Genomic DNA, 25,243 nt, shown 5'->3' with positions numbered 1-25,243 from the left:
GTTCAGTCTCCCTTCGGATCGAGCACGTCGCGCAATCCGTCGCCGAGAAAGTTGAAGGCGAGCGACACGAGGAAGATCGCGATGCCGGGTACGGTGGCGACCCACCACTGCTCGAAGATGAAGCGCTTGGCGGTGGCGATCATCGCGCCCCATTCCGGCGACGGCGGCTGCGCGCCCATGCCGAGGAAGCCGAGGCTTGCGGCGGTGATGATGATCGAGCTCATGTCGAGGGTGATGCGCACGATCAGGCTCGGCACGCAGAGCGGTGCCGCATGGCGCATGATGATCCGCGAGGGCGAGGCGCCGGTCAGCCGGCAGGCGGCGATGAAATCGCTGCGGCGCACGGTCATGGTTTCGGCACGGGCGAGGCGCGCATAGGGCGGCCAGGCGGTGAGCGCAATGGCGAGAACGGCACTCTCGACCCCCGGCTTCAATGCGGCGACGAAGGCAAGTGCCAGAATGAGGCGCGGGAAGGCGAGAAACACGTCGGTAACGCGCATCAGCACCGTATCGACGATGCCGCCGAAATAGCCGGCGATGCAACCGACGGCAAGGCCGATCGGCGCAACCAGGACAACCACCGCGACGACCATGCCGAGCGTCACGCGGCCGCCGAAAAGGATGCGCGAGAAGATGTCACGGCCAAGCTCGTCGGTGCCGAGCCAATGGGCCGCACTCGGGGCGGCAAGCCGGTTCGCCAGATTCTGGATCGCCGGGTCGTGCGGCGCCAGCACCGGCGCAAGCACGGCGAGCAGGGAGAAGACGAGGATGATCGTCAGCCCGATCATCGCCAGCGGGTTGGACCTGAGCTTCAGCCAGATGCGGTAGCGATGGCCCCAGGAGGCCTGGGTGCGGGAGGCGGGCGTTTCATCCAGTGCCCAGTTTCGAAAGGTCGTAAGCATCATCGGACGCGAGGATCCAGTACACGATAGAGAAGGTCGGCGATGAGGTTGAGGCCGACATAGATGAGGCCGATCAGCAGCGTTGCTGCGACCACCGGGTTCATGTCGGCGTTCATCAGCGACACCGTCAGGTATTGGCCGAGGCCCGGCCAACTGAACACCGTCTCGGTGACGACGGCTCCTTCGAGAAGCCCCGCATAGGTCAGCGCCAGCACCGTCACCAACTGCACGGCAACTGTCGGGAACGCGTGGCTCCAGATGACGGTCGAGGCCGAGAGACCCTTGGCGCGCGCGGTGATGACGAACTCGCCCTTGAGCGCATCGACCATGAAGGCCCGGGTCATGCGGGTGATATAGGCCATGCTGAAATAGGCAAGGATGCAGACCGGCTGCGCCATGTGCGCCACGGCATCACGGAAGGCATCCCAGTCGCCGGCGATCAGCGTATCGATCGTCAAAAGGCCGGTGACCGGATCGATCATGCCGTCGAAGATCACGTCCTGGCGGCCGGGTCCCGGTGCCAGGCCAAGCGTCGCGTAGAAGATCAAGAGCGAGATCAGTGACAGCATGAACACCGGAACGGAGTGGCCGGCGAGGCAGACGACGCGGATCGCCTGGTCGACGAGCTTGCCCTGCCGGACGGCAGCCCAGACGCCGAGCGGAATGCCGATTGCCGCCGACAAAAGCAGTGCCGCCGTTGCCAGCTCCAGCGTTGCCGGGAAGAACCGGGCGATATCGGTGGAAACAGGGTTGCGGGTCAGGATCGACATGCCGAGATCGCCGTGCAGCAGCTGCCAGAGATAGCGGAAGAACTGCGCGATCAGCGGTTGGTCGAGGCCCATTTCGATGCGGGCGCGGGTGATCACCGCCTCGGAGGCGTTGTCGCCGACTGCGGCAATCACCGGGTCGACCGGCATGACGCGCCCGATCATGAACGTGACGATCGTCAGGCCGAGCAGCGTCAGGAAGACGCTGCTCAACGTGGCGGAAAAGCTTCGGATACGCTTGTTCAAGCCTTGGACGCCTCTGCATAGGAGTGGGCGTCCGACAACGTGCCGAGCCGGATGCCGGCAACCGACTTGCGGCAAGCCGCCGTGGTCGTTGTCTGCAGCATGAAGATGAAGGGGCTGTGCTCCATGTGGGCGCGCTGCAATTCCTCATAAAGCGCGATGCGCTTTGCCGGATCCTTCTCGTCGCGGGCGGCCTCGGCCTTCTTTGCCATTTCGGCATTCTGCCAGGACGAGCGCCACAGGAAGGGCCGCGACTTGGCATCATCCGAGTTGTCGAGATTGATGTTGAACACGTCGGCATTGGCGTGCGGGTCGAAATAGTCGGATCCCCAGGCCGAAAGCGCCATCTGATGCTCGCGTGCGCGCATCTTGGTCAGAACCTGGCGGTTTTCGGCCGCCTGCAGCTGCACGCGGATGCCGATTTCGGCAAGGTTTGCCTGGATCGCCTGCGCGAGATCCGGATAGGGCTGTGCGGAATAATGATCCATGACGATGTCGAAGCCGGCTTCCAGGCCGGCCTCGGCCATCAGCGCCTTGGCCTTGGCCACGTCTTTCACGAACGGCGTATCGTTGACGACCCCCGGATAGCCCTCGGGCAGGAAGCTCTGGTGGATCTTGTGGGTGAGCGGGACGATATTTTCCTGCATGCCCTTGTAGTCGAGCGCGTGCTTGATGGCCTGCCAGACCTGAGGTTTTGCGAGGTTCGCCTGCTTCTGGTTGAGCGAGATCAGCACGAGCGAGGCGACACCCTTGCGCACGAGCGTGTAGTTCTCGTCGCCCTGCAGCGTGCGCAACTGTTCTGAGCTGAGGTTGCGGGCAATATCGGCGTCGCCCTTCTGCAGCATCAGGAGCTGCGAGGAAGGGTCAGCGACATGGCGCAGGATGATGCGCTTGATATTGCCCTTGTAGGGGCCGTTCGGATTAACCGTCAGCGCGACGCTCTCGCTCGGCTTCCAGGACTGCAGCGCGAATTCGCCCGAGCCGGCGGTGTTCTTCTGCAGCCAGGCATTGCCCAGGTCGCCGTCGACTTCGTTTTCGAGCGCGACCTTCTTTTCGACGATGCTGCCGACGTTGGCCGAGAGGCAGTAGAGCAGGAAGGCGAGCGATGCCGGCTGCTCGAGCGTGAGGCGGAGGGTCGAGCCGTCGACGGCGACGATGCGCTCTTCGACATTCTCCGGCGTGAAACCGAACTGGGCGATGATGAAGGCCGGGCCCTTGTTCATCTTGATGGCGCGCTGCAGCGAGAAGGCCGCATCTTCCGCCGTCACCGGCGCGCCGCTTGCAAAAGTGGCGCCTGCGCGAAGCTTGAAGGTGAAGACCTTGCTGTCGGCATCCGCTTCCCAGGATTCGGCCAGGATCGGGTCGACCTTGTTGGCGTCGTCCAGGTTGGGGTGAACCAGCTTCTGGTAGATATTGCCGCAGATTTCGCTGCCGACCGCCTCGAAGCTCTCATGCGGATCGAGGCTCGTCATGTTGTCGAGCTGTTGAGCGACAACCAGTATGTCCTTCGGCGTTTCGGCGAAGGCCGGCACCAGGCTGACATAGGACAAAAACGGCACGGCAGCGCCGCCGATCAACAGGTTGCGTCTGGAAATCATCGGAAATATCCCCTTCTCGGACTTAACGTCATGCGAACGGCCGTCGTGAGGTTTTGCGAGTTTGCCCCACGCTCAGCCGTGTTCCCTTGTTAGGGCCGGGATTAAGCACAACATGGCCGGGCGCGACCAATTCCGATTTCGGCAAGGCCTATGCATGGTTTGCATTTGCGCCGATGGACGGCTTTCCCCTAGGGCTATCGGATGATTATGGTCGCGCGCGACGGCGCGATGAGTCGCGCGCAGCCGGCCGCCGTGGCCGGTAAACAGGTTGAAAGGCGGTCCCCAATTGGCAACACAGGCGAAAATTCCGGTCTTCGATGGACATAACGATGTGCTGTCGCGCTTGTGGCATTCGCAGCAGCCAGACGCTGAAGCCCTTTTCGTTGATGGCGCCAGCTCCGGTCATATCGACCTCGTCAGGGCCGAGAAAGGCGGGCTCGCCGGCGGCCTTTGCGCTGTCTACGTCGCCTCTCCCAGCATGCAGAAGGATGCCAATGGCGATTTCGCAACGCCGGATCAACAGGATGCGCTGACGAGCACGCTCGGCATGGCGAGCCTGCTTATGCGCCTCGAGCGCCAGGCCGGTGGCCGTTTGAAGATCTGCCGGTCGGCAGCCGATATCCGCCAGGCGATCGCAGACGGCGTGTTCGCGTCCGTGCTCCACATCGAAGGTGTGGAAGCATTCGCCGCCGATCTCGACGCGCTTTACGTGCTCCACTCAGCCGGCCTGCGCACGCTTGGCCCGGTCTGGAGCCGGCCGAACATCTTTGCCTATGGCGTGCCGTTCCGTTTCCCGTCGTCGCCGGATATCGGCCCGGGTCTGACCGAAAGCGGCAAGGATCTGATCCGGGCCTGCAACGAGCTCAAGATCATGGTCGACCTGTCGCACATGAACGAACAGGGCTTCTGGGACATCGCGGCTCTTTCCAATGCGCCGCTGGTCGCCTCGCATTCCAACGTGCATGCGCTCTGCCCGCACAGCCGCAACCTCACGGATCGCCAGCTCGACGCCATCAAGGACACGGGCGGCCTTGCCGGCATCAATTTCGGCGTCTTGTTCCTGCGGTCTGATGGCATCAAGAACCCGGACACCAGCCTCGACCTTTTGGCTGACCACATCGACTACATCGCCAATCGCATCGGCCTCGATCATGTCGCGCTCGGCTCGGATTTCGACGGCACCACGATCCCCGCGGCGATGCGGGACGCGGCCGACCTGCAGCTCTTGGTCGACCTGCTGCGCAAGCGCGGTTATGACGAGGCAGCGCTGGCAAAAATCTGCCACGGCAACTGGATCCGAGTGCTGGAAACGACCTGGGGCGCGTGAGATCGGTCGCGCAGTGAGCCTTATCGGTTCGCTGCGATCGCTGCACCTGCGTCGTCGAACAGGGATGATCTCGCTACATCGATATTGATGCCGACGGTCTCGCCGATGCGGTAGGGCGTGTCGGCGGGTGCACTGACATTGATCAGCCCGAGTTTGCCGGCGCGCACGAAGACGCTGGTGTTGCCGCCGAGATATTCGCTGACCTCGATGGTGCCCCGGCAATGGCCGCTGTCGGGCGGGACCAGCGAGAGATGCTCTGGCCGGGCGCCCAGGTGCGCCGGTGCCGCCGGGCCGGACAGAGGCAATTGAATGCTGCCTTCGCCGGAAAGATCCAGCCCGTCTGCGCCCGGTCGGCAGGGCAGCAGGTTCATCTTCGGGCTGCCGATGAACTGGGCGACGAACAGGTTTGCCGGCGTCTGGTAGAGCGCCTGTGGACTGCCCTGCTGCATGATGCGGCCGTCCTTCATCACGACGATGCGGTCGGCAAGCGTCATTGCCTCCACCTGGTCATGGGTGACGTAGATCATCGTCGCGCCGAGCGTGCGATGCAGCTTGGCGATTTCGAGCCGCATGTCTACGCGCAGCGCCGCGTCGAGGTTGGAGAGCGGCTCGTCGAAGAGAAAGCCGACCGGTTCGCGAACGATCGCCCGCCCGATCGCCACGCGCTGGCGCTGGCCGCCGGAAAGCTCCTTGGGGTAGCGTTCGAGCAGGTGCGTGAGCTTCAATGTCTCGGCCGCAGCCTCGACCTTGGCCTTGATCCGCTCTGTGGGCAGCTTCGCAAGCTTGAGGCCGAAACCCATGTTGCGGCGAACTGTCATGTGCGGGTAGAGCGCGTAGGATTGGAACACCATGGCGAGCTTGCGCTCGACCGGGGAGGCCGACGTTACGTCGCGGCCGTCGATGAAGATCTGGCCGGAGGTGGTTTCCTCCAGCCCGGCGATCATCCGAAGCAGCGTGGATTTCCCGCAGCCCGACGGACCGACGATGACGACGAACTCGCCGTCGGCGATGTCGAGATCGAGCTCCCGGATGATCTCCAGGTTGCCGTATTGCTTGCCGGCCTTTTTGAGCGAAATCGTAGCCATGGTTGTCTCCGAAGTAAGGGTCAGCCCTTGACCGCGCCTGCTGTCATCGAGCCGCTGATCTGGCGATACATGATGAGGCCGAGCAGGACCGGCGGAAGCGCGCCGACGATCATGACGGCGGAAGCCACGCCCCATTGCACGCCGCCGCCGCTGGCGGCGAAGAAGAACGAGGCGCCGACGGTGATAGGCACGGCCTTGGAGGTCGTCAGCATCAGGCCGAACAGAAACTCGTTCCAGGCGGTGATGAAGCCGAAGATCAGGCTGGTGACGATGGCCGGCCGGCAGACGGGGGCAATCACCCTGAAAAGGATCTGTGTCCGGCTGGCGCCATCCATGAGCGCTGCCTCGTCGAGTTCGGACGGTAGATCGCGGATGGCGTTGACGAGAATGACAAGCGCCAGCGGCAGATTGACGATCGTCAGGATCAACCCGAGACCAAGACGGGTGTCGAGCAGCGCCAGCCACTGGAACATCATGTAGAGCGGGATCGCGAAGATGATGAGCGGAACGGCGCGCAGATTGACGATGAGCGGCAGCAGCGTCCGCTCGCCGAGCCGGCCACGGGCAATCGCATAGGCCGCGGGAAGGGCGAGCGCCACCGCGAGCACGGTGCCGATCAGAGCGACCGAGAGGCTGTTGAACAGATAGAGGAAGATGTTCAAGCGATCCGACACCTGGAACACCGCGAGATAATTGTCGAGCGTCGGCGATTGCACCCAAAGCCCCGGATTGGTCGACAGCTCGCGAGCGCTCTTGAACGAGGTCGAAAGCGTCACCAGGATCGGGAAGTTCATCGCGAATGCGGCGATCGCAAACACCAACCAACGAAGAGCGGTGATCATCGGATTGCTCCCTTCCGCCGGCTGGCAATGAAATTAAGGCCGTAGAGCACGGCAAAGGAAACGACGAACAGGATCACCGAGGCGGCGACCGCCTTGCCGATGGCACCTTGTTTGAAGAACGCTTCGTAGATGTAGATCGACAGCGACGCGGTTGAGCCGCCCGGGCCGCTCCCGGTCAGGACATAGACGTTGTCGAAGACGCGGAAGCCGTCGATGAAACGGATCAGCAAGGCGACGACGATCGTCGGCAGCATCAACGGCAGCTCGATGTACCAGAGCCGATGGTGGCTCTTGGCGCCGTCCATGGCCGAGGCTTCGGCGATCTCGGATGGGATCGCTTGATAGGCCATGTAGAACAGCAGCAGGGCAAACGGCGTCCATTGCAGCGTCTCGACGACGACGAGCGTCCAGAAGGAGGAGCCGGGGCCGAGGAACGACAGGCTGGCGCCGAAATAGGTCCAGAGATAATAGGGCACCGGTCCGACGAATTCGTGCAGAACGAGCCGGTACATGAGGCCGACCAGCGCCGGCGCCACCATCAGCGGCAGCATCAGGATTGCCATCAGCCAGCTGCGCCGCTCGATCAGCGGCGACAGGAATATGGCGAGGAAAAGCCCGAGCCCGCATTCGAGCACGGCGGTCAGAAGGCCGAAGCGGAACGAGAACCAGCTTGCCTGCCAGAAGGCGCTATCGCTCCATACGGCGACGAAGTTTTTGAAGCCGGACAATTCGGGTTGGCGCAATGTCTCGAACGAGACGTCGGAGACCGAATAGATCAGGTTGACGATCGCAGGAAAGCCGAGAAAAACCAGGAGGAACAACACGACCGGCGTCGCGAGAAGCCTGAATTCCTGGACAAGAGGGCGTTGCTGGGCTTTCGTCATCGGACCGATCTGTGTCTGGCTTTCTTGGGAACATCGACGGTCCGGCGAGGGACGGGCACCCGTTGGGTGCCTGCATCGCGTGGCTATCGCGCTTGCCGAAGAACACCGGCGGCGTGCGTGCCGCCGCCGGTGCTTTCGCTTATTTCAGCAGTTCAGCCATGCCCTTTTCGGTGTTGGCGAGCGCATCGTCGATCGACTGCTGGCCGGACCAGTATCCGGTGAATTCCTTCGCCTGCAGTTCGTAGACCGAGAGCGCCTTGGCCGAGGTGCCGCCGTTCATGACGTAACCGTACTTGCCGGCGAACTCACCGAGCTTGACGAGATCCGGACGAGCGTCGGCGACTTCCGCGACGACCTCAGGCGTCAACGCCGGTGCGCCGTTGTTCCTGGCGTAGATCAGTGCCGCTTCCTTGGAAGACAGCCATTTCAGGAACAGTGCTGCCCCTTCCTTGTTCTCGGCGTTCTTATTGAGACCGAAGCCGAGGCCGTGGATATGGGTGAAGCGACCTTCCGGACCGGCCGGAGGCGCGACGGTGTCAGTGACCTCGGCAACAGCCGGGGACTTTTCCTTGCTGGTCAGGTCGCCGGCGGCAGCGTTCCATTGCAGCATGGCGGCCACCTGGCCGGAAGCAAAGGCGGCGTTAGCTTCCGCAAACTCGTAGGAGAGGGAATCGCGCGGCGTCGCCCCGTTGTCGTAGAGCAGCTTGTAGATTTCGAGACCCTTGCGATAGGCCTCGGAATTGACGGTGATCTTGCCACTGTCGTCCATCCAGTTGGCGCCGTAGGCACGCGGCACCGACTGCCAGATCATGATGTTGAACAGCAGGTTCTTGAGCTGCAGCACGGTGCCGTAGCGGGTCGGACTATCAGGATTGACGGCTTGTGTGAAGTAGAGCGCCGTTGCGGCGTAATCGTCCCAGGTCCATTCGTCCGGAGCCTTCGGCTCGAGCTTTTTGCCCAGGTGCTTCTCCGAGATCTCCGCATATCTAGCCTTCGCCGTATCGTCCTTCATCAGGGCGTCGACCAGGTCCTTGCGGAAATACATGAAATGCAGCGACAGGTCGGTCGGCACGCCATACTGCTTGCCTTCATACTGCATCGTCGAAAGCACGGAGTCGCCATAGACAACCTTGGCTTCATCAGACAGTTCGACCGGCTCCATGAACGGGGCGTAGCGGCCGATCGAATAGGTGGCGAGCAGGTTGAGGTCGAACGCCTTGGAGCCTGCGGCAAGATCGGCCTGCAGCTTGTCCCAGAAACCGTCACGGTTGAAGAACAGGAGTTCGACCTTGTCCTTGTCGGCAACGTCGGACTTGGCGTTGTAGGCATCGGCGGCGGCGCGCAGCGCCACTTCCTCCGGGCCGCCCGGCCAGCCGAGCACGGTGACTTCCGCCAACGCCGGGCTTGCCAGAAGGCTGGCGATGCTGGCTACGAGCAGCGCTCCTCGTTTCATGGTCGCAAGTGTCATCTTTGGTTCTCCCTCAAAGTTGTTGTTGACGCTCTGCAAGATCTGCGATGCCGACCACGCCGGCGTTCTCCCCGAGTTCGGCGGCGTGGATCGATGGCTTGAGCCGCGGCGGAAAGTCGCTCAGTGCGCGCTCGATGGATGTCAGGTAGCCCGGCGCCAGCCCGATACTGCCGCCGATGACGATGCGCTTCGGATCGAGCGCGAGTTGCACGTTGCGGCAAAGAAGCGCCGTCCGGCGCGCCGAGGTCTCGACGATCCGTCGCGCCCAATCCTGTCCGGCGTTCGCCGCCGCAAAGACCTCGCGGGCGGTGGCATTTTTTTGATGGACGCTTGCTTCCTTGGCGATCCAATGGCCGGAAACCTGATCTTCGAGCGTATGGCGCGATGCTTCGTCGAGGCGAAATTGGCCGAAATGGCCGGCAAGGCCGCCGAGAAGGCGGCCGTTGACGACAATGCCGCCGCCAATCCCGGTCGAGACCGTGAGGAAGACCATGTCCTCGTGTCGACCGGCGCCGAAGCTGAACTCGCCCCAGGCCGCGGCCTGCGCGTCGTTTGCTGCGAAAGCAGGTGAACCGGACAGCCGGGTGATCGTGTCGGTCAGTGGGAAACGCTCGGGGATGTCGAGCGTGTTGCGGTTGAGCGCCGACCAATGGCCATCGTCGACGATGCCGGTGACGGCGGCGCCGACCTTGTCATAGCGTCCCGTCCACGCGGCGATGGCGTCGAACAAGGCCTGCAGCCATTCGGCCGGATCGCCGTCCCGGGGTGTCGCCATCCTGTGTGTGTCCAGCACGGTCCGGTCGCGCACCAGCGCCGCCAGCGTCTTCGTGCCGCCAAGGTCGATGGAAAGGGTGGCCTGCGCCTGCGCCATCACGTTCACGCTCCGCTCGATGCCAGGGTTTCGTCGAGCGCTGCGCGGAACCATGAAGTGACGTGTTCCGGCCGTGTAATGGCGGAGCCGACGACCACAGTGAAGGCGCCGGCCCGCAGGGCACGCGATGCCTGTTCCGGCGTCCGCACGCAGCCTTCCGCCACGACGAAGGGCGTAAGCTTGCGCATGGCGGCGATGAGCGCGAAGTCCGGTTCGGTCGGCTCGATCGGTCCGGTGTAGCCGGCGAGTGTCGAGCCGACGATTTCGGCGCCTTCACGCAATGCGTGCTCGGCGTCGCTGCCAACAGAGCAATCGGCCATGGCGATTTTTCCCGCCGCGTGGATGCGCTCGATCAGGCGCTTGGTCTCGACCGGGCGCGTCCGTTGGGTTGCGTCATAGGCGATGATGTCGGCGCCGGCTGCGGCCAACGCCTCGACGTCGTCAATGAGCGGCGTGATGCGAACGGGTGAGGTCGTCAGATCGCGCTTGACGAGGCCGATGATCGGCTGGTCGGTTGCCTGGCGAACGGCACGCACGTAATCGGCGGACTCGATCCTCAGCGCCGCCGCGCCGCCGTCGAGCGCTGCCAGGGCGAAGCCGACGACCATGGCTGCGTTGTCCATGACGCCGCCCTTGACCGGCTGGCAGGAAACGATCAGTCCGTTCTTGAGGCTTTGGATCTCGAATGTCACGCCGGCTCCTCTGGCGAGGGATGAGAAGTCCTGCGACCTCCACCTCTCCCCGCGCGCATTTTCTACTCGGCCGCGTCATGGCTGGGGGCTGGTTCAGCCCGGCACCGTTGCGACCCGATCAGGCCATTACGGTAGCAGGGCAAGACCAGATTGCAACAGGAATTAAACTGGTATTATCGCATCAATTCGATGACGAAGTCGTAGACGTCGCCGCGATACTTGGTCTGGGTGAATTCGACGATCTGGCCGTCGGCGAGGAAGCAGCGGCGTTCCATGATCAACAGGCTGGTGCCTTCGGGGGTGGCGAGCAGGCGGCGTTCCTCCTCGCTTGCCGGCTTTGCCTGCATGCGCTGCAGCGCCCGGACGGGAAGGGCGCCATGGGCGGCCAGATACTCGTATAGTGACGCGCCGATCGCCTCCGGATGAGGTACGAAACGGGCGGGAAGTGCCGCAGTTTCGATGGCAATCGGGGTGTTGTCGGCGGTGCGCAACCGCCGCAGGCGAACGATCTTTTCGCTGACGGGAATACCGAGCGCCATCATCTCGGCCGGTGACGGGCGGCTGATTTCCCGCGAAATCCATACGCAGCCGGGTTCAAGGCCGCGTGACCGCATGTCTTCGGAAAAGCTGGTCATCGTGGCCAAGGATTTTTCGACACGCGAGGAGACGACGGTTTTCGCACCCTGCCGCCGGTCCAGCAGCCCTTCGGCGACCAACCCTTCGATAGCTTTCCTCACTGTCACTCGAGATATCGCGAGACCCTCACTCAGGTCGCGCTCGCTTGGAATGACGGCACCATGCCGCAGAACGGAGGCGCCGATCGCCGCTTTGATCGCCTCCCCAAGCCGGCGGTAGAGCGGCTCGCCGCTCTCGCCGGACATGGTCTGCAACAGAAAGTCGAGAGTTGCCTGATCGCTCATGGAGACACCTGCTTGAGATGTCTCCTTATGCAATATTTTTCTCAGGTGTTAAACTGGTATTATTGTCGTCGCCTGTTTTTACCTTGAAACGCATGTCGCTAGCCCGGTTCGGACCGTTTGCGATCTCAGACTTAGCGCCGCGCTTGCGGCGGCTGCACTATTGCAGCGACGATCGCGCGAACCAGCGGCAGCACGAGCAGCAGGCTTGGAAACGCCACCAGCCACGAGATGCCCCAGGCTTTCATCCACAGGGAGAACAGACCGGCCCTGAGGCCGGTATTGGCTGCGGTCGAGACGGCCGAGACGAGGCTGGACATCAGAATCGAAACACCAGCGGCATGGCGATGGCGTTGTAGCGATGAGGAAGTTTCTTCGTTGGGCGGGCTCGTGTTCCGAGATTTCAGGAGTGGGGCCGAGGGCGGGGCCTGCTGCCGGCCGCTAGCTTTCGATGAAGGCCCGCAGGCTCCGGGGTTCCCGCCCAAGAGCGGCCCTGAGCGACAGGCCGCGAAGCCCGGCTTGAGGTGGCACAACGCCGGCTTGAGCCTTCAGGCGTGCTGCGGGTCGGTGCGCCGGCGCTGTTTGCCCCGCGCTTCCTGATGCCGATCGTTGCCGAATACATGCGGCAGCATCGGAAGGTCGAGGTTGAACTCGACCTTTCCGATGCATTTGTCGATCTCGCAGACGGCGGGCTCGACATGGTGGTGCGGATTGGAGACCTCGCCGACTCCGGCCTGATGGGAAAGCGACTGGGAGTTGTTCGCCGTGTTGTCTTCGGCACGCCATCCTATTTCGCAAACCATGGCCGGCCGAAGCATCCGCAGGACCTCAAGCAGCACAATTGCGTCGTTCGTTCCGGCGGCGACCGACCCGGCGCATGGATGTTCACGATCGACGGCAAGCCGCGTGAGATCAAGGTATCCGGCCCGCTGCGGGTGAGCGCCATGACCGCGGTCTACGCTGCCGTCAGCGAGGGGCTCGGTCTCGGCTACTCTCCGCTATGGCAGATCGAGCATCTGATCGCGGAGGGCCGGGTCGAGATCGTGTTTGACGAGTTTGATCCTGCGCCTGTTCCGATCCATGTGCTGTGGCGCGAAGGCAGGGCGCCCACCGCAAATGTCCGCACATTCATCGACCTCCTGAGCAAGCGGCTCAAGCTCGATCACCTCTGATAGCGGCGGTGGCCTTGCCGCCCATTTTTCGAACTTCTTGGCACCGGCGACGCACAGGACGATGGCGCCGGTAACAGTGAGCATGGCCCCGCTGACCGGTTCGTGGAGAAGCGCTGCGGCAAGGGCCAGGCCGAAGAACGGCTGCAGCAGTTGCAGCTGTCCGACGCCGGCGACGCCGCCGAGCGCCAGCCCGCGATACCAGAAGATGAAGCCGATCAGCATGCTGAAGACGGAGACATAGGCAAGTCCGGTCCAGGCGGCGCCGTTCACCAGTTCGAACGACGGCGGGTTGGTGAAGAGGCCGATGCCGACCATGATCGGCAGCGACAGCACCAGCGCCCAGCAGATGACCTGCCAGCCGCCGAGTTTGCGCGACAGGCTCGCCCCCTCGGCATAGCCGAGACCGCAGACGACGACTGCGGCAAGCATCAGAAGGTCGCCGATCGGCGAGGCCGAGAAGCCCTGCATCAGCGCAAAGCCGGCAACCAGCGCGCTGCCGAGGCAGGAAAACAGCCAGAAGGCCGGATGCGGCCGCTCGCCACCGCGAAGCACGCCGAAAACGGCGGTCGCCAAAGGCAGCAACCCGATGAAGACGATCGAATGGGCCGATGTCACATGCTCGAGCGCCAGCGCGGTCAGCAGCGGGAAGCCGAGAACAACGCCGAAGGCGACGATCGCCAGCGACACCAGATCGGCGCGCGTCGGCCTGGGCTGGCGAAAGACAAGCAGCAGGCAGAGCGCAAGCGCACCCGCAATCGCAGCCCGGGCGACCGTCAGGAATACCGGGTCGAAGTCCATGACGGCTGCCCGTGTCGCCGGCAGCGAGCCGCTGAAAATCAACACACCCAGAAAGCCGTTTATCCAGCCGGTCGTCGTTCTGTCCATTGTCGTCTCCTTTTTCACCTGTATCGGCCCGCTGCGATGGTTCTTCCAGAGACAATGCGGTACAGTTGCGCCAAACTGTCCTGCATGAAGGTCCAATACAGATGGCGTTTCAACTAACCGAGACCGGCGGCGAGACCTTGCTTGAGGGCGTCATGGGCACGATCCGGCAACGCATTGCCGGGCGGTCGTTGACGCCGGGCGCCAAGCTTCCCTCCATTCGGGCGCTTGCCACGACAATGCGTGTTTCCAAATCGACGGTCGTCGAGGCCTATGAGCGGCTGGCCGCAGAAGGTGTTATACGGTCGCGGCCCGGCTCCGGTTTTTTCGTTTCGGCGCCTCTGGCGCCGTTGTCACTCGCTGAGGTCGGTCCGCGGATCGACCGCGCAGTCGATCCGCTCTGGGTTTCGCGTCAGGCCCTTGAAACGGATGCCAAGGTGCTGAAGCCCGGCTGCGGCTGGCTGCCGGCGTCCTGGATGCCGGAGGCGGCGCTCAGGCGGGCGCTGCGCTCGATCGCGCGCGCGGATGCGACCAGCCTGACGGATTACGGCACGCCGCTCGGCTTGCGGCCGCTCAGGCAACTGTTGGCGCGACGGCTGGCCGAGCATGGTGTCGAGGCATCCCCCGACCAGATCATCCTGACCGAGTCTGGCACCCAGGCGATCGATCTTCTCTGCCGGTTCCTGCTCGAACCCGGCGATGCCGTCATCGTCGATGATCCCTGCTACTTCAATTTCCAGGCGCTCTTGCGGGCGCATCGCGTCAATGTCGTCAGCGTGCCCTATACGCCTGTAGGTCCCGATCTCGATCGGTTCGCCGAGGCGCTGGAGGCCTATCGTCCTCGCCTCTACATCACCAATTCCGCCGTCCACAATCCGACCGGCGCCACGCTCTCACCTGTTGTTGCGCACCGTCTGCTGCGGCTTGCCGAACAGGCAGGGTTGACGATTGTCGAGGACGACATCTTCGCCGATTTCGAGCATGCGCCGGCACCGCGGCTTGCTGCCTTCGATGGCCTCGACCGTGTCGTGCAGATCGGCAGCTTCTCCAAAACGCTCTCCGCCTCTGTCCGTTGCGGCTACATCGCAGCACCGCGAGGCTGGATCGAGGGGCTGACCGATCTCAAGATCGCGACCACGTTCGGCGGTCCAAGCCTTGCCGCCGAACTCGTGCTGACGCTGCTTCGAGACGGCAGCTACCGAAAGCACATGGAGGCCTTGCGTTTGCGCCTCACGCGGACGATGACCGAGACGGCCGCGCGCCTGGCGGCGGTCGGGATCACGCCCTGGATCGAGCCGCAGGCCGGCATGTTCCTCTGGTGTCGGCTTCCGGAGGGTCTTGATGCGTCGGAGCTGGCGCAGAAGGCGCTGGCACACGATATCGTTCTCGCACCCGGCAATGCCTTCAGCCATTCCGGCTCGGCAGCCGGGTTTCTGCGCTTCAACGTCGCCCAATCGACCGATGAGCGCCTGTTTCGCGTGCTCGCGGCGATTGCTCACTGATCACTCATGTCCACGGGGCCGTTTTGACGGAGCCGCGAGGCGGTGCTTGTTTTTCGAGCAGGCTTTCGGACGCCTGTCGTTGTCGATCCGACAAAGTCGCCCCAACCGTGTCGCTCCTATTCGCCAGTGTTTACGGCACTCCGACCGGCCCGTGCCGCAAAGTGCGGCTTCCCGTGCCTATTTTGTGTGCAATTCGCTTCATCCTTAGTCTTGGAGTGCTGCTCGGTCCGCTGCCGGGAATGCCGCGAGTATTGATTTTTTGTTCTTTGGCGGCGCAAACGCGAACTGGCACGATTAATGCTTTCTTGTGAGTACCGGTTGTTGAGCAATGGAATTGGATTGCCGGACCGCTTCGGAACTTAGCCAGATCATGGCGCCATGTGAGAGAACGCAATGACAAAGTATAAGCTCGAGTATATTTGGCTCGATGGGTACACACCGGCCCCGAACCTCCGCGGAAAAACCCTGATCAAGGAATTCGATGCCTTCCCGACGCTGGAGCAGCTTCCTTTCTGGGGCTTCGATGGAAGCTCGACGATGCAGGCGGAAGGCAAGAGCTCGGACTGTGTCCTGAAGCCTGTGGCCGTCTATCCCGACAGCGAACGCAAGAACGGCGTTCTGGTGCTCTGCGAAGTCATGATGCCCGATGGCAAGACGCCGCATCCGTCCAACACCCGCGCCACCGTGCTTGACGACGAAGGCGCCTGGTTTGGCTTCGAGCAGGAATACTTCTTCTACAAGAACGGCCGCCCGCTCGGCTTCCCGGAAACCGGCTTTCCCGCACCGCAGGGTCCGTATTACACCGGCGTCGGCTACAGCAATGTCGGCGATATCGCCCGCAAGATCGTCGAAGAACATCTCGACATCTGCCTGGCGGCCGGCATCAACCACGAAGGCATCAACGCCGAAGTGGCCAAGGGCCAGTGGGAATTCCAGATCTTCGGCAAGGGCTCCAAGAAGGCCGCCGACGAAATCTGGCTGGCGCGCTACTTGCTGCAGCGCCTGACTGAAAAATACGGCATCGACATCGAGTATCACTGCAAGCCGCTCGGCGACACCGACTGGAACGGCTCGGGCATGCATGCCAACTTCTCGACCGCTTACATGCGCGACGTCGGTGGCAAGGACTACTTCGAGAACCTGATGTCGGCTTTCGAGGACGCCTGCGCGGACCACATCGCCGTCTACGGCCCTGATAACCACATGCGCCTGACCGGCAAGCACGAGACGCAGTCGATCCACCAGTTCAGCTACGGCGTGGCTGACCGCGGCGCCTCGATCCGCGTTCCGCACAGCTTCGTCAACAACGACTACCGCGGTTATCTCGAAGATCGTCGCCCGAACTCGCAAGGCGACCCCTACCAGATCGCCTCGCAGATCCTGAAGACGATCTCGACCGTTCCGACGGATGTCGAAAAGCAGATGAAGGCGGCCTGAGCATGTGTCATGGCGTGCTGTAGCGGCACGCCATGCACGCTCCGCCAGCAAGGATATGCGATCGGCAACGGTTGCAAACAAAACGCCCCGCTCTCAATGAACTGACCCCCGAAAGTTGGACCTCCAACTTCGGGGGTTTTTGCATGAGCAAACACAGCACGGCGTTCAAGCGTTCTGTTGTGGCTTTTTATCTGAGCGCCGAACGGAGCTACCGGGAGGTGGGAGCGCGGTTCGGTATTGATCATTCGACGGCTCGCAAGTGGGTCCGTCTTCATGACGAGCATGGTTCGGCGGGCCTGTCGAAGAAGGTCAGTGCCTATGAGGCTGTGTTCAAGCTGTCGGTTCTGCAGCGGATGTGGGATGATGGGCTCTCTTACCGGCAGACAGCCGCAGTCTTCAACATTCGTAATGCAAGCTGCCTTTCGGATTGGGAGAGGCGTTATGAACAGGGCGGGATAGAAGCCCTGGCCCCGCGTCGGAAAGGAAGGCCGCGATCGATGCCCGAGCCACCAACCATCTCCGGCAAGACGAATGCTCCGCTGAACGATGACACCAGAAGCCGCGAAGAGCTTCTGGCGGAGTTGAACTATCTGCGCATGGAGAACGCTTACTTAAAAAAACTCGAGGCCTTAACGCGGGAGCATCAAGCACCGACAAGGCGCAAGCCGTCCAAGCGTTAAGGCCGTCCTATCCTTTCGAGGCGTTGCTGAAGCTTTCGGGCCTTGCGCGCAGCACGTTCTATTATCAGCAGAAGGCCCTGTCCCTGGCCGATCGGCATTCGGCACTGAAGGCGAGGATCAGATCGATTTTCGACGCCCACAAGGGCCGCTACGGTTATCGCCGTGTGACGGCAGCGATCCGTGGTTTCGGGGCGACAGTCAATCACAAGACCGTCCAGCGGCTGATGGTCGAGATGGGACTGAAGTCGATGGTTCGGCCCAAAAAATACCGCTCCTATAAAGGCCAGAGCGGGCACGTGGCTCCCGATCTGATCCAGCGCCAGTTTAGTGCCGAGCGCGCGAACCAGAAATGGGTGACGGACGTCACCGAGTTCAGCGTCGCCGGCGAAAGGCTCTACCTCTCACCGGTCATGGACCTCTACAACGGCGAGATTGTCGCCTTCGAGACGGCAAGACGTCCCGTCTTCAAGCTGGTTCAGGACATGCTGGCCAAGGCATTCGATCAACTTGGCGACACCGAAAGACCGATCCTGCATTCCGATCAGGGATGGCAATACCAGATGCCTGCCTGGCGGCGCATGCTTCAAAGCCGCAACATCACCCAGAGCATGTCACGCAAGGGCAACTGCCTCGACAACGCCGCCATCGAGAGCTTTTTTGCCACTCTCAAATCCGAGTTCTTCCACCCCAATCGCTTTGACGGCATCAGCAGCCTCAGACACGGTGTCGAGGATTACATCCACTACTACGACAACCACCGCATCAAACTGAAACTCAAAGGGCTGAGCCCTGTGCAATACAGAACCCAGCCCTTAAGTCGTCCCAGCCTGTAAACCGTCCAACTTTACGGGGTCAGTTCACAAGCGGGGCGTTTTGTTTTGCCGTCCTGGGAGGATAGCCGTGTGAAGGGCGGGAGCCGGTTCAGGCGGCGCGGACGAAGTGGTCGGTGTCCACTTCGACGATCTTGTCCTGCGTCATCGCCGACTTGCGCCTGATCTCTTCCACATCCTGAGGACGCAGCCGAACGCTCGGGTCGTCGAAGCGGATATCGGGATCGGGCACGGCGGAGAGCAGCAGCTTGGTATAGGGATGGGCGGGATTGTCGATCACCTTGCCGACATTGCCCCACTCGACGATCTGGCCGGCATACATCACGGCGATATCCTCGGCGACATAACGGGCGGTGGCGATGTCGTGGGTGATGTAAAGCAGCCCGAGTTTCATCTGCTGCTTCATCTCGCTGAGCAGATTGAGCACGCCGAGGCGAACGGAGACGTCGAGCATCGACGTCGGCTCGTCAGCGACGATCACTTCCGGCTTGGCGGCGAGCGCACGGGCGATGTTGACGCGTTGGCGCTGGCCGCCGGAAAGCTCGTGCGGATACTTTGGTGCGACGATGTCGGGGTCGAGCTTCACCTGTTGCAGCAGCGCACGCACCGTCGCGTCGATCTCGGAACGCTTGATATCCGGGCGGTGCAGCAGCAGCGGCCGCTTCAGGTGGTAGGCGATGGTATGGGCCGGGTTGAGCGAGGCGAACGGATCCTGGAAGATCATCTGCACCGCGCGGCGGTAGCGGACCGTCTCGGCGGGGCTAGCGCCGTCGACCGGCTCGCCCTTGAAGAGGATCTTCCCCTCCGTCGGCATATATTCGCGCATCGCCATGCGGGCGCAGGTGGTCTTGCCGCTGCCTGACTCGCCGACGAGCGCAAGCGCCCGGCCGGCATGGAGCGAGAACGAGATCGAACGGGCCGCATGGACTGCGCCCGGCCCATGGCCGAATGTCTTGGTGACCCGGTCGAGGGCAAGGATCGGGGTTGGCTGGCCGGTCATAGCAAAACACCTCCATGCAGGGACGGGAAGGAGGCCCAGAGTTGTTTGGTGTAGTCGTGCTGCGGCGACCCATAGATCGCCTCCGCCGTGTTCTGCTCGACGAGCTTGCCGGCGAGCATGATGCCGATGCGGTCGCAGAACTGCACCATCAGGCCGAGATCGTGGGTGATGAACAAGACGGCAAAGCCGAGGCTGCGCCGCAACTCGTTGATCCGCTGCAGGATTTCGCGTTGGACGACGACGTCGAGCGCCGTCGTCGGCTCATCCATGACCACCAGTCGCGGGTCGAGCGCCAGGCAGATGGCGATGACGATGCGCTGACGCATGCCGCCGGAGAACTGATGCGGGTAGTCGCGCATGCGGTCCGGTGCGATATCGACCAGCTTCAGCATTTCGGCGGTGCGGTCGCGCGCCTGCGTGCGGTTCATGCCCTTGTGGGTCTTCAGCACGTCATAGAATTGCTGCTCAATGCGCAGCACCGGATTGAGCGAATTCATCGCGCTCTGGAACACCATGGCGACCTCGCGCCAGCGGAAATCGCGAAGGCCTTTGTCATCGAGATCGAGCACGTTGCGGCCATTCAGCAGAATGCTGCTTTCACGCCGGATCAACGCCGGCGGCTTGTGCAATCGGCTGATGGCAAAGGCGATGGTGCTCTTGCCGCAACCGGATTCGCCGGCAAGGCCGAAGACCTCGCCGGGGGCGACGTCGAAGCTGACATTGTCGACGGCGCGAAAGTCCTTCTCCTCACCGATATAGTCGATCGTGAGGTTTTTCACCGATAGCAATGGCGCGGTCACAGGCGACCCTCCCCGGAGCGGATGAGAGCGGACCAGCGGCCGAGGCGATTGCCGGTGCGCAGCCGCGGATTGGCGATCTCGTCGACGGCAAAGTTGAGCAGTGACAGGCCGATGCCGAGAAAGGCGAGCGCAAAGCAGGGCGTGAGAATGTCCCACCAGGCGCCGACCGAAAGCGCCGACGCCTTCTGCGCGGCATAGAGCATGGTGCCCCAGGAGACGACCTTCGGGTCGCCAAGGCCGAGAAACTCGAGTGTCGCCTGGGTGATGATCGCGAAGATGACGCTACCGATGAAGTTGATACCGACGATCGAGATCAGGTTGGGGAAGATCTCGAAGGTCATGATGCGCCAGCGTGGTTCGCCCATCATCTCCGCGGATTTGACGTAGTCCTTCTGCTTGACGGAAAGCGTCTCGGCGCGGGTCACGCGGGCGCCCCAGGCCCAGGACGTTCCGCCAAGGATCAGCGCGATGACCCAGGGGCTTGCCTGGCCGATGAAGGCGGCGAGAACGAGCAGCAGCGGCAGGTTGGGAACGACCAGCACCATGTTGGTGAAGAAGCTGATGACCTCGTCGGCCTTGCCGCCGCGATAACCGGCAAGAATGCCGAGCGCCGTGCCGACCAAGGTGATCAGCAGTCCGGCGCCGAAGCCGACGGCAAGCGAGGTGCGGGCGCCGTAGATCAGCCGCGTGAACACATCCTGGCCGATGCGGGTGGTGCCGAGCCAGTGGGCAAGCGACGGCGCCTGGTGCGGCCGACCGACGCGGGCGCCCGGATCATAGGGTGTCAGCAGCGGTGCCGCGATTGCCACAAGGAGGATGAAGGCGATGATGGCGACGCCGACCAGAGCCTTGCGGTTGCGGATCAATCCGAAGGGTTGGGTTTTCATCTCACGCCCTCTTCAGCCGGGGGTCGAGCAGCACATAGCTGACATCGACGATGAAATTGGCGACGAGCATGGTCGCGGTCATGATCAGCAGTTGCCCCTGGATGACCGGATAATCTCGGGCGAGGATCGCCTGATAGAGAATGTTACCGAGGCCCGGATAGTTGAACACAACTTCGGTGACCAGCGAACCGCCGAGGATCGTGCCGATGGCGATGGCAAGGCTCGATACGGTCGGCAGCAGCGCATTGCGCGCCGCGTACCAGAGCATCACATGGCTGTCCGAAAGCCCCTTGGCGCGGGCCATGATGATATAGTCCTCGCCGAGCAGGTTGATCATGTTGTTGCGCATGGTGACGGCGAAACCGCCTGTTAGCACCGTGCAGAGCGTCAGCATCGGCAGGATGCCGTGATAGAGCACGCTGCCGAGATATTGCAGCGTAAAGGCCGGGTCGAGCGCCGGATCGGCGGCGTAGCCCGTCGGGAACCAGTTGAGCGTGAAGCCGAAGAAGAACACGACGATCAGCGAGGTGACGACGGCCGGAACCGAGGTTGCGAAGATCGCGCCGACCGAAACGATGACGTCAAACAGGCTGCCGCGGCGCCAGGCCGCGAGAATGCCAAGGAAGGTTCCAAGCGTGAAGCTGACGATCGTCGCCGTGCCCATCAGGCCGACCGTCCAAATCAGGGCGTTGCCGAGAACCGTCGTCACCGGCAGCGGGAAATACTTGATCGAGCGGCCGAGATCGCCGCTGAAGATGCTGCCGAGATAGGTCAGATATTGCTGCCAGAGCGGGCCGTCGACGAAGCCGAAGGTGAGTTTCAGCGCCTGCAGGCTTTCGGGCGGAAGTTCCGCACCCGCGCTCGAAAACATGATCTGCACGGGGTCGCCCGGCATCAGCCGCGGCAGGAAGAAGTTGATCGTTGCCGCCGCGAGGAAGGCTGCCAGATAAAAACATAGGCGGCGAAGCAGGAAAGCCATGGGGACTCCATCGACTGCGCCTTGACCCTGTTACCGGCAGGCAAGGCGGCAGAAACGCTTTGAAACGGCGCAAGCCTTTATCCTGGAGCAGATCTGCTGCAGAGGCCGGCGCGAAAACGGGAGCGGCCCGGTGATGAGCCGCTCCCGCCAGTCCTGGGGGTATTAGTTGACCGGCTCGAGCGCGAGCAGATGCAGCAGGCGCGCCGGATTGGTCCGCGAGATCGACGGATTGACGAACGGGGTCTCAGCCGTCACCCAGCCTTTGAAGCGCTTGGTGTTGTACTGGTACCAGTTCGGATTGTTGAAGACCGGCATGATCGGCAGGTTCTCGGCGACGATGCGCTGAGCCCTGTTCATGGCTTCCTTCTGCTTGGCGAGGTCAGCCGTGTGGGTGAACTCGGTCAGAAGCGTCTCGACGTCGGCATTGAACCAGCGCTGCGCGGTGAAGCGCGTCTTGCCCCTGTCCGAAGCGCTGAAGGCGCGCTTATAGGGATAGTAGGGCGAGGCGGACGCCGGCAGGCTGTTGATCGCCGCGTCGAACGTACCGTTGATGAGGTTGCCGGTCCAGACGGCTTCCTCTGGCGTTTCGATCTTGGCATCGAGGCCGACGGCCTGCAGGCCTTCGACGGCAATCGTCACCGTATCGATCCAGTCGGTCCATGCGCTCGGCACGATGATCGAGAAGGAGATCTTGCTACCGTCCGGATTGTCGCGGAAGCCGTCGCCGTCCTTGTCGACATAGCCGGCCTCGTCGAGCAGAGCCTTGGCGGCATCGGCGTCGTATTTGCCATAGGTGCCGAAGTCGGTCGCGACCGACGGATCAGCCCAGCTCTTATAGAGTTCGCCCATGCCGGCCGGGTCTTCGTTGAGCGTCGGATAGCCGTAGCCGGCCACGTCCACCATGGTGCCGCGATCGAGCGCCATGCTGGCCGCGCGGCGGAATTTTACGTCGTTGAAGGCCTTGCGGTTGTTCTCGTTGGCGGTTTCCTGGTTGAACAGGAAGGCCACCATGCTGCTCGGCGAGTACCAGAAATGGTAGTGTTCCGGGTCCTTGGCGACGTAGACATTCTCGATATCCGGGATGAAGGAAACACCCCAGTCGAGGGTGCCGGACGCGGTCGCGGTCAGGATCTGGTTGTTGTCGGCCAGCTGTGGGAAGCGCATGCAATCGACCTTCAGCGTCGCTGCATCCCAGTAGTGCGGGTTGCGGCACTGGTCATAGGTCTGGCCGGTGAAGCGCGGGATTTCCGTCATCGGACCGCTGCCGACCGGTGTCTCGTTGGCAAAGGTCACCGGCTCGGCGATATCCTTCCAGACATGCTCCGGCACGATCGGCAGCTGCGCCAGCTGTTCGCCGGCAAGCGAGCTCGGGTTAGCGAGCGTGAAGCGCACGGTCTGGCCGTCGACGGCCTCGACGCCGGTGATGAAGGTCCAGATGCTGACGAAATCGAGCGCGGGGAACTTCTTCAGGTAGTCGTAGGTGAACTTGACGTCGGCGGCCGTCAGCGGCTTGCCGTCCGACCATTTCAGGTTGGGGCGCAGCGTGAACTCGATGCTCTTCAGATCGTCGGCAAGCTTGAAGCTTTCGGCGAGGCGGAAGACCGGCTTGTTGTCGTCAAAGCGATTGAAGACGACCAGCGGCTCATAGATGAAATCGAGCGCGCTCTGACGCGCCGATGTCTGGTTGAACGGGTTGAAGTTGCGAACCCAGGTCGTGGCCGGCTCGATGTTGACCGTCAGGACCGACTGCGCCATGGCCGGTGCAGCGAAAAGGGTCAACGCGGTCGCTGCCCAGAGAATGGATTTTTTCATGATTTCTCCCCCCTTGCTTGGTGAAAGGCGTCCCGTCAGGCGACGAGGACGCTCTTGAACATTTCTTCGACTTCGGCGTGCGCCGCGCGAACATCGACCTTGAGCTTGCCGATCCGGCTCTGGCCGGCGGCGATGCGTCTCTGGGCGGCCTCTGTCAGCGGGCGGGCAGCCTTGGCGGCGGCCTCGCTCTCGGCAAGATCGCCGTGGCTGTGAAGTGCTACGTCCGAGCCGGCGTCGAGCACCTGCTTCACCCGCTCTGGCAGGGAGCCGCGTAGCGATTCCATGAAGATGCAATCGGAGACCAGCACGCCCTCGTAGCCCATGTCCTTGCGGATGACTTCGTGCATCGTCGGCGAGATCGAGGCCGGCAGCTCGTTGTCGTAGGCGGAGTAGACGACGTGGGCGACCATCGCCCAGGGCGTATCCTTAAGGGCAACGAAAGGCTTGAAGTCGGTTGCGACGAGCGTTTCGCGCGATGCGTCGACGACCGGGCGTTCCTTATGGGAATCGCGTGTCGCGCGGCCGTGGCCGGGGATGTGCTTCATCACAGGCATGTTGCCGGTCTCCAGCAGACCATCGACCACCTCGCGGCCGAGGGCGGCGATGAAATCCGGGTCCGAACCGAAGGAGCGCGCACCGATGACGGAACTGGTCGTTTCGAAGACGAGATCGAGAACCGGCGAGCAGCCGCTGGTGAGGCCAAGTTCGGTCATCATCGTTCCCATCGCCTGCGACGAAAGACGAAGCGCCTTTTTGCCGAGGGCAGGGTCATGGCGGGCAAGTTCGGCGAATTGACCGAAGCTGCGGAAAAGCGGCCAAGGACCGGCGTCGAGATGCTGAACACGGCCGCCCTCCTGGTCGGTGAAGACAGGCGCGTCTTCGCGGCCAACGGCCTCGCGGAAGCGTTCGATCAGGACCCTGACCTGACCGGGCTCGCGCAGGTTGCGCCGACCGACGAAGAGGCCCAGTGGATTGGTCTCGCGAAACAGGGCGAATTCGTCGCCCGAGAGTGTCGGGTTTGGAAGCCCGACGAAAAGGGCGAGCGGCGTCGATGCCATGGGAAAGCTCCGATGTTCAGGTGATTATTTGGATGGACTACGAAGCATGCCTTCGTAGATGCCTTTGTCGGCGGCGGGGATGGCAACGGCGCCGATGGTGTTGGCGTAGAAATCGACCGGACCGGCATCGCCGACGAAGGCATAGGCATGTCCAAGCGTCTTCATGGTCTCCAGCGATGCGGTCAGCAGATCGACGCCAATACCGCGGCCACGACTTTCGCCGGCGACCCCGGTCGGGCCGAAGAAGCCGCGCGCCGTCGTGTCGTAGCAGGCAAAGCCGAGCAGCTTTCCATCCTCCACTGCGATCAGGCAGGCGATCGGCCGGCGGGAGAACGCGACGGAAACCTCGCTTGCCCAATTGTCACTGAAGTTCTGCCTTACCCATTCGACGACGACATGCATTTCGGGCGGAAGCGCCGGGCGAATGCGAATGCCGGCCGCGTCGGTTTTCCGCTTGAGATTGGCGAGCGTCGGCGAATACAAGCTCACAAGCAAGTCCGGCACTCCTGATCCTCCGTATATTCCTTTATTAAGGAATTGATCCCTTTGTAATGCAATATGTGTCCTCATCTCAGGCTGGTTGTCAACCGGCAATCGTGGCGATGGGG

General features: G+C 62.6%; 22 protein-coding genes and 2 pseudogenes. 5 read left to right on the top strand and 19 right to left on the bottom strand.

Annotated elements, in window-relative coordinates; translation table 11 throughout:
* Positions 1 to 2 precede the first annotated feature (2 nt).
* From nikC to AC244_RS19945, 3 genes are read right to left on the bottom strand one after another with little or no spacing between them, the layout of a single operon-like run.
* Positions 3 to 905, bottom strand: coding sequence for a nickel transporter permease (gene nikC / locus AC244_RS19955; protein ID WP_053250569.1), 903 nt, complete (start codon positions 903 to 905; stop codon positions 3 to 5).
* Complete coding sequence (locus AC244_RS19950; protein ID WP_053250568.1) at positions 902 to 1,915, bottom strand: ABC transporter permease; 1,014 nt, start codon at positions 1,913 to 1,915, stop codon at positions 902 to 904. Before AC244_RS19950 ends, nikC begins: the two co-directional genes overlap by 4 nt.
* On the bottom strand, positions 1,912 to 3,510 hold the full coding sequence (locus AC244_RS19945) for an ABC transporter substrate-binding protein (RefSeq protein WP_053250567.1): 1,599 nt from the start codon (positions 3,508 to 3,510) through the stop codon (positions 1,912 to 1,914). The genes AC244_RS19950 and AC244_RS19945 overlap by 4 nt, the downstream gene beginning before the upstream one ends.
* Before the next feature lie 286 nt (positions 3,511 to 3,796).
* Between AC244_RS19945 and AC244_RS19940 the strand changes: the two genes are divergently transcribed.
* Entirely contained in the window at positions 3,797 to 4,837 is a 1,041-nt protein-coding gene (locus AC244_RS19940) for a dipeptidase (protein ID WP_053250566.1), read from the top strand.
* A 20-nt stretch (positions 4,838 to 4,857) separates the two neighbouring features.
* Here the strand turns inward: AC244_RS19940 and AC244_RS19935 are convergent, their stop codons facing one another.
* From AC244_RS19935 to AC244_RS19900, 8 genes and pseudogenes are all read right to left on the bottom strand, one after another.
* Entirely contained in the window at positions 4,858 to 5,922 is a 1,065-nt protein-coding gene (locus AC244_RS19935) for an ABC transporter ATP-binding protein (protein ID WP_053250565.1), read from the bottom strand.
* Positions 5,923 to 5,942: 20 nt separating this feature from the next.
* Positions 5,943 to 6,764 (bottom strand): carbohydrate ABC transporter permease, encoded by an 822-nt coding sequence (locus AC244_RS19930; RefSeq protein WP_053250564.1) that lies wholly within the window; start codon positions 6,762 to 6,764, stop codon positions 5,943 to 5,945.
* On the bottom strand, positions 6,761 to 7,648 hold the full coding sequence (locus AC244_RS19925) for a carbohydrate ABC transporter permease (protein ID WP_053250563.1): 888 nt from the start codon (positions 7,646 to 7,648) through the stop codon (positions 6,761 to 6,763). The genes AC244_RS19930 and AC244_RS19925 overlap by 4 nt, the downstream gene beginning before the upstream one ends.
* Positions 7,649 to 7,787: 139 nt before the next feature.
* Positions 7,788 to 9,116: an extracellular solute-binding protein gene (locus AC244_RS19920; protein ID WP_053250562.1), complete on the bottom strand. Its 1,329-nt coding sequence runs from the start codon at positions 9,114 to 9,116 to the stop codon at positions 7,788 to 7,790.
* 13 nt (positions 9,117 to 9,129) lie between these two features.
* Entirely contained in the window at positions 9,130 to 9,987 is an 858-nt protein-coding gene (locus AC244_RS19915) for an ROK family protein (RefSeq protein ID WP_053250561.1), read from the bottom strand.
* Positions 9,988 to 9,992: 5 nt separating this feature from the next.
* Positions 9,993 to 10,679 (bottom strand): N-acetylmannosamine-6-phosphate 2-epimerase, encoded by a 687-nt coding sequence (locus tag AC244_RS19910; protein ID WP_053250560.1) that lies wholly within the window; start codon positions 10,677 to 10,679, stop codon positions 9,993 to 9,995.
* Between the two features lie 173 nt (positions 10,680 to 10,852).
* A complete protein-coding gene (locus AC244_RS19905; protein ID WP_053250559.1) occupies positions 10,853 to 11,599 on the bottom strand; it encodes a GntR family transcriptional regulator in 747 nt (248 codons plus the stop codon).
* Positions 11,600 to 11,730: 131 nt separating this feature from the next.
* Positions 11,731 to 11,939 (bottom strand): annotated as a pseudogene (locus tag AC244_RS19900) (DUF2798 domain-containing protein).
* A 181-nt stretch (positions 11,940 to 12,120) separates the two neighbouring features.
* On the opposite strand from AC244_RS19900, the gene AC244_RS35535 reads away from it, so the two are divergent.
* A complete protein-coding gene (locus AC244_RS35535; RefSeq protein WP_082366950.1) occupies positions 12,121 to 12,768 on the top strand; it encodes a substrate binding domain-containing protein in 648 nt (215 codons plus the stop codon).
* 24 nt (positions 12,769 to 12,792) lie between these two features.
* Here the strand turns inward: AC244_RS35535 and AC244_RS19890 are convergent.
* Positions 12,793 to 13,653: pseudogene (locus tag AC244_RS19890) on the bottom strand (DMT family transporter); the annotation flags it as partial.
* 101 nt (positions 13,654 to 13,754) lie between these two features.
* On the opposite strand from AC244_RS19890, the gene AC244_RS19885 reads away from it, so the two are divergent.
* The 3 genes from AC244_RS19885 to AC244_RS35530 all read left to right on the top strand — a co-directional run bounded on the left by AC244_RS19885 (position 13,755) and on the right by AC244_RS35530 (position 18,102).
* Entirely contained in the window at positions 13,755 to 15,152 is a 1,398-nt protein-coding gene (locus AC244_RS19885; protein WP_053250557.1) for a PLP-dependent aminotransferase family protein, read from the top strand.
* A gap of 393 nt (positions 15,153 to 15,545) precedes the next feature.
* The gene (locus AC244_RS19880) at positions 15,546 to 16,589 is read left to right on the top strand and encodes a glutamine synthetase beta-grasp domain-containing protein (RefSeq protein WP_053250556.1); all 1,044 of its coding nucleotides are present in this window, start codon (positions 15,546 to 15,548) and stop codon (positions 16,587 to 16,589) included.
* 143 nt (positions 16,590 to 16,732) lie between these two features.
* Positions 16,733 to 18,102 (top strand): IS3 family transposase gene (locus tag AC244_RS35530; RefSeq protein ID WP_234716987.1). Its coding sequence is split into 2 segments (ribosomal slippage): positions 16,733 to 17,210 and positions 17,210 to 18,102, totalling 1,371 coding nucleotides; the frame shifts between segments, so codons are not numbered across the junction.
* A gap of 88 nt (positions 18,103 to 18,190) precedes the next feature.
* Here AC244_RS35530 and AC244_RS19865 read toward each other — a convergent pair.
* The 7 genes from AC244_RS19865 to AC244_RS19835 all read right to left on the bottom strand — a co-directional run bounded on the left by AC244_RS19865 (position 18,191) and on the right by AC244_RS19835 (position 25,139).
* Positions 18,191 to 19,099 (bottom strand): ABC transporter ATP-binding protein, encoded by a 909-nt coding sequence (locus tag AC244_RS19865; protein WP_053250553.1) that lies wholly within the window; start codon positions 19,097 to 19,099, stop codon positions 18,191 to 18,193.
* The gene (locus AC244_RS19860) at positions 19,096 to 19,899 is read right to left on the bottom strand and encodes an ABC transporter ATP-binding protein (protein WP_053250552.1); all 804 of its coding nucleotides are present in this window, start codon (positions 19,897 to 19,899) and stop codon (positions 19,096 to 19,098) included. Before AC244_RS19860 ends, AC244_RS19865 begins: the two co-directional genes overlap by 4 nt.
* Positions 19,896 to 20,786: an ABC transporter permease gene (locus AC244_RS19855; protein WP_053250551.1), complete on the bottom strand. Its 891-nt coding sequence runs from the start codon at positions 20,784 to 20,786 to the stop codon at positions 19,896 to 19,898. Before AC244_RS19855 ends, AC244_RS19860 begins: the two co-directional genes overlap by 4 nt.
* Before the next feature lies 1 nt (position 20,787).
* Entirely contained in the window at positions 20,788 to 21,765 is a 978-nt protein-coding gene (locus AC244_RS19850) for an ABC transporter permease (RefSeq protein WP_053250550.1), read from the bottom strand.
* A 162-nt stretch (positions 21,766 to 21,927) separates the two neighbouring features.
* A complete protein-coding gene (locus AC244_RS19845; RefSeq protein WP_053250549.1) occupies positions 21,928 to 23,577 on the bottom strand; it encodes an ABC transporter substrate-binding protein in 1,650 nt (549 codons plus the stop codon).
* Between the two features lie 35 nt (positions 23,578 to 23,612).
* Positions 23,613 to 24,635: a glycoside hydrolase family 3 N-terminal domain-containing protein gene (locus AC244_RS19840; protein ID WP_053250548.1), complete on the bottom strand. Its 1,023-nt coding sequence runs from the start codon at positions 24,633 to 24,635 to the stop codon at positions 23,613 to 23,615.
* A 24-nt stretch (positions 24,636 to 24,659) separates the two neighbouring features.
* The gene (locus AC244_RS19835) at positions 24,660 to 25,139 is read right to left on the bottom strand and encodes a GNAT family N-acetyltransferase (RefSeq protein WP_053250547.1); all 480 of its coding nucleotides are present in this window, start codon (positions 25,137 to 25,139) and stop codon (positions 24,660 to 24,662) included.
* Between the last annotated feature and the right edge of the window lie 104 nt (positions 25,140 to 25,243).

The sequence above is a fragment of the Ensifer adhaerens genome, assembly GCF_001270265.1.
In the GTDB taxonomy this organism is placed as follows: Bacteria; Pseudomonadota; Alphaproteobacteria; order Rhizobiales; family Rhizobiaceae; genus Ensifer; species Ensifer adhaerens_B.
Note: the sequence above shows the minus strand (reverse complement) of the source record. Positions and strands in the feature narration are given on the sequence as shown.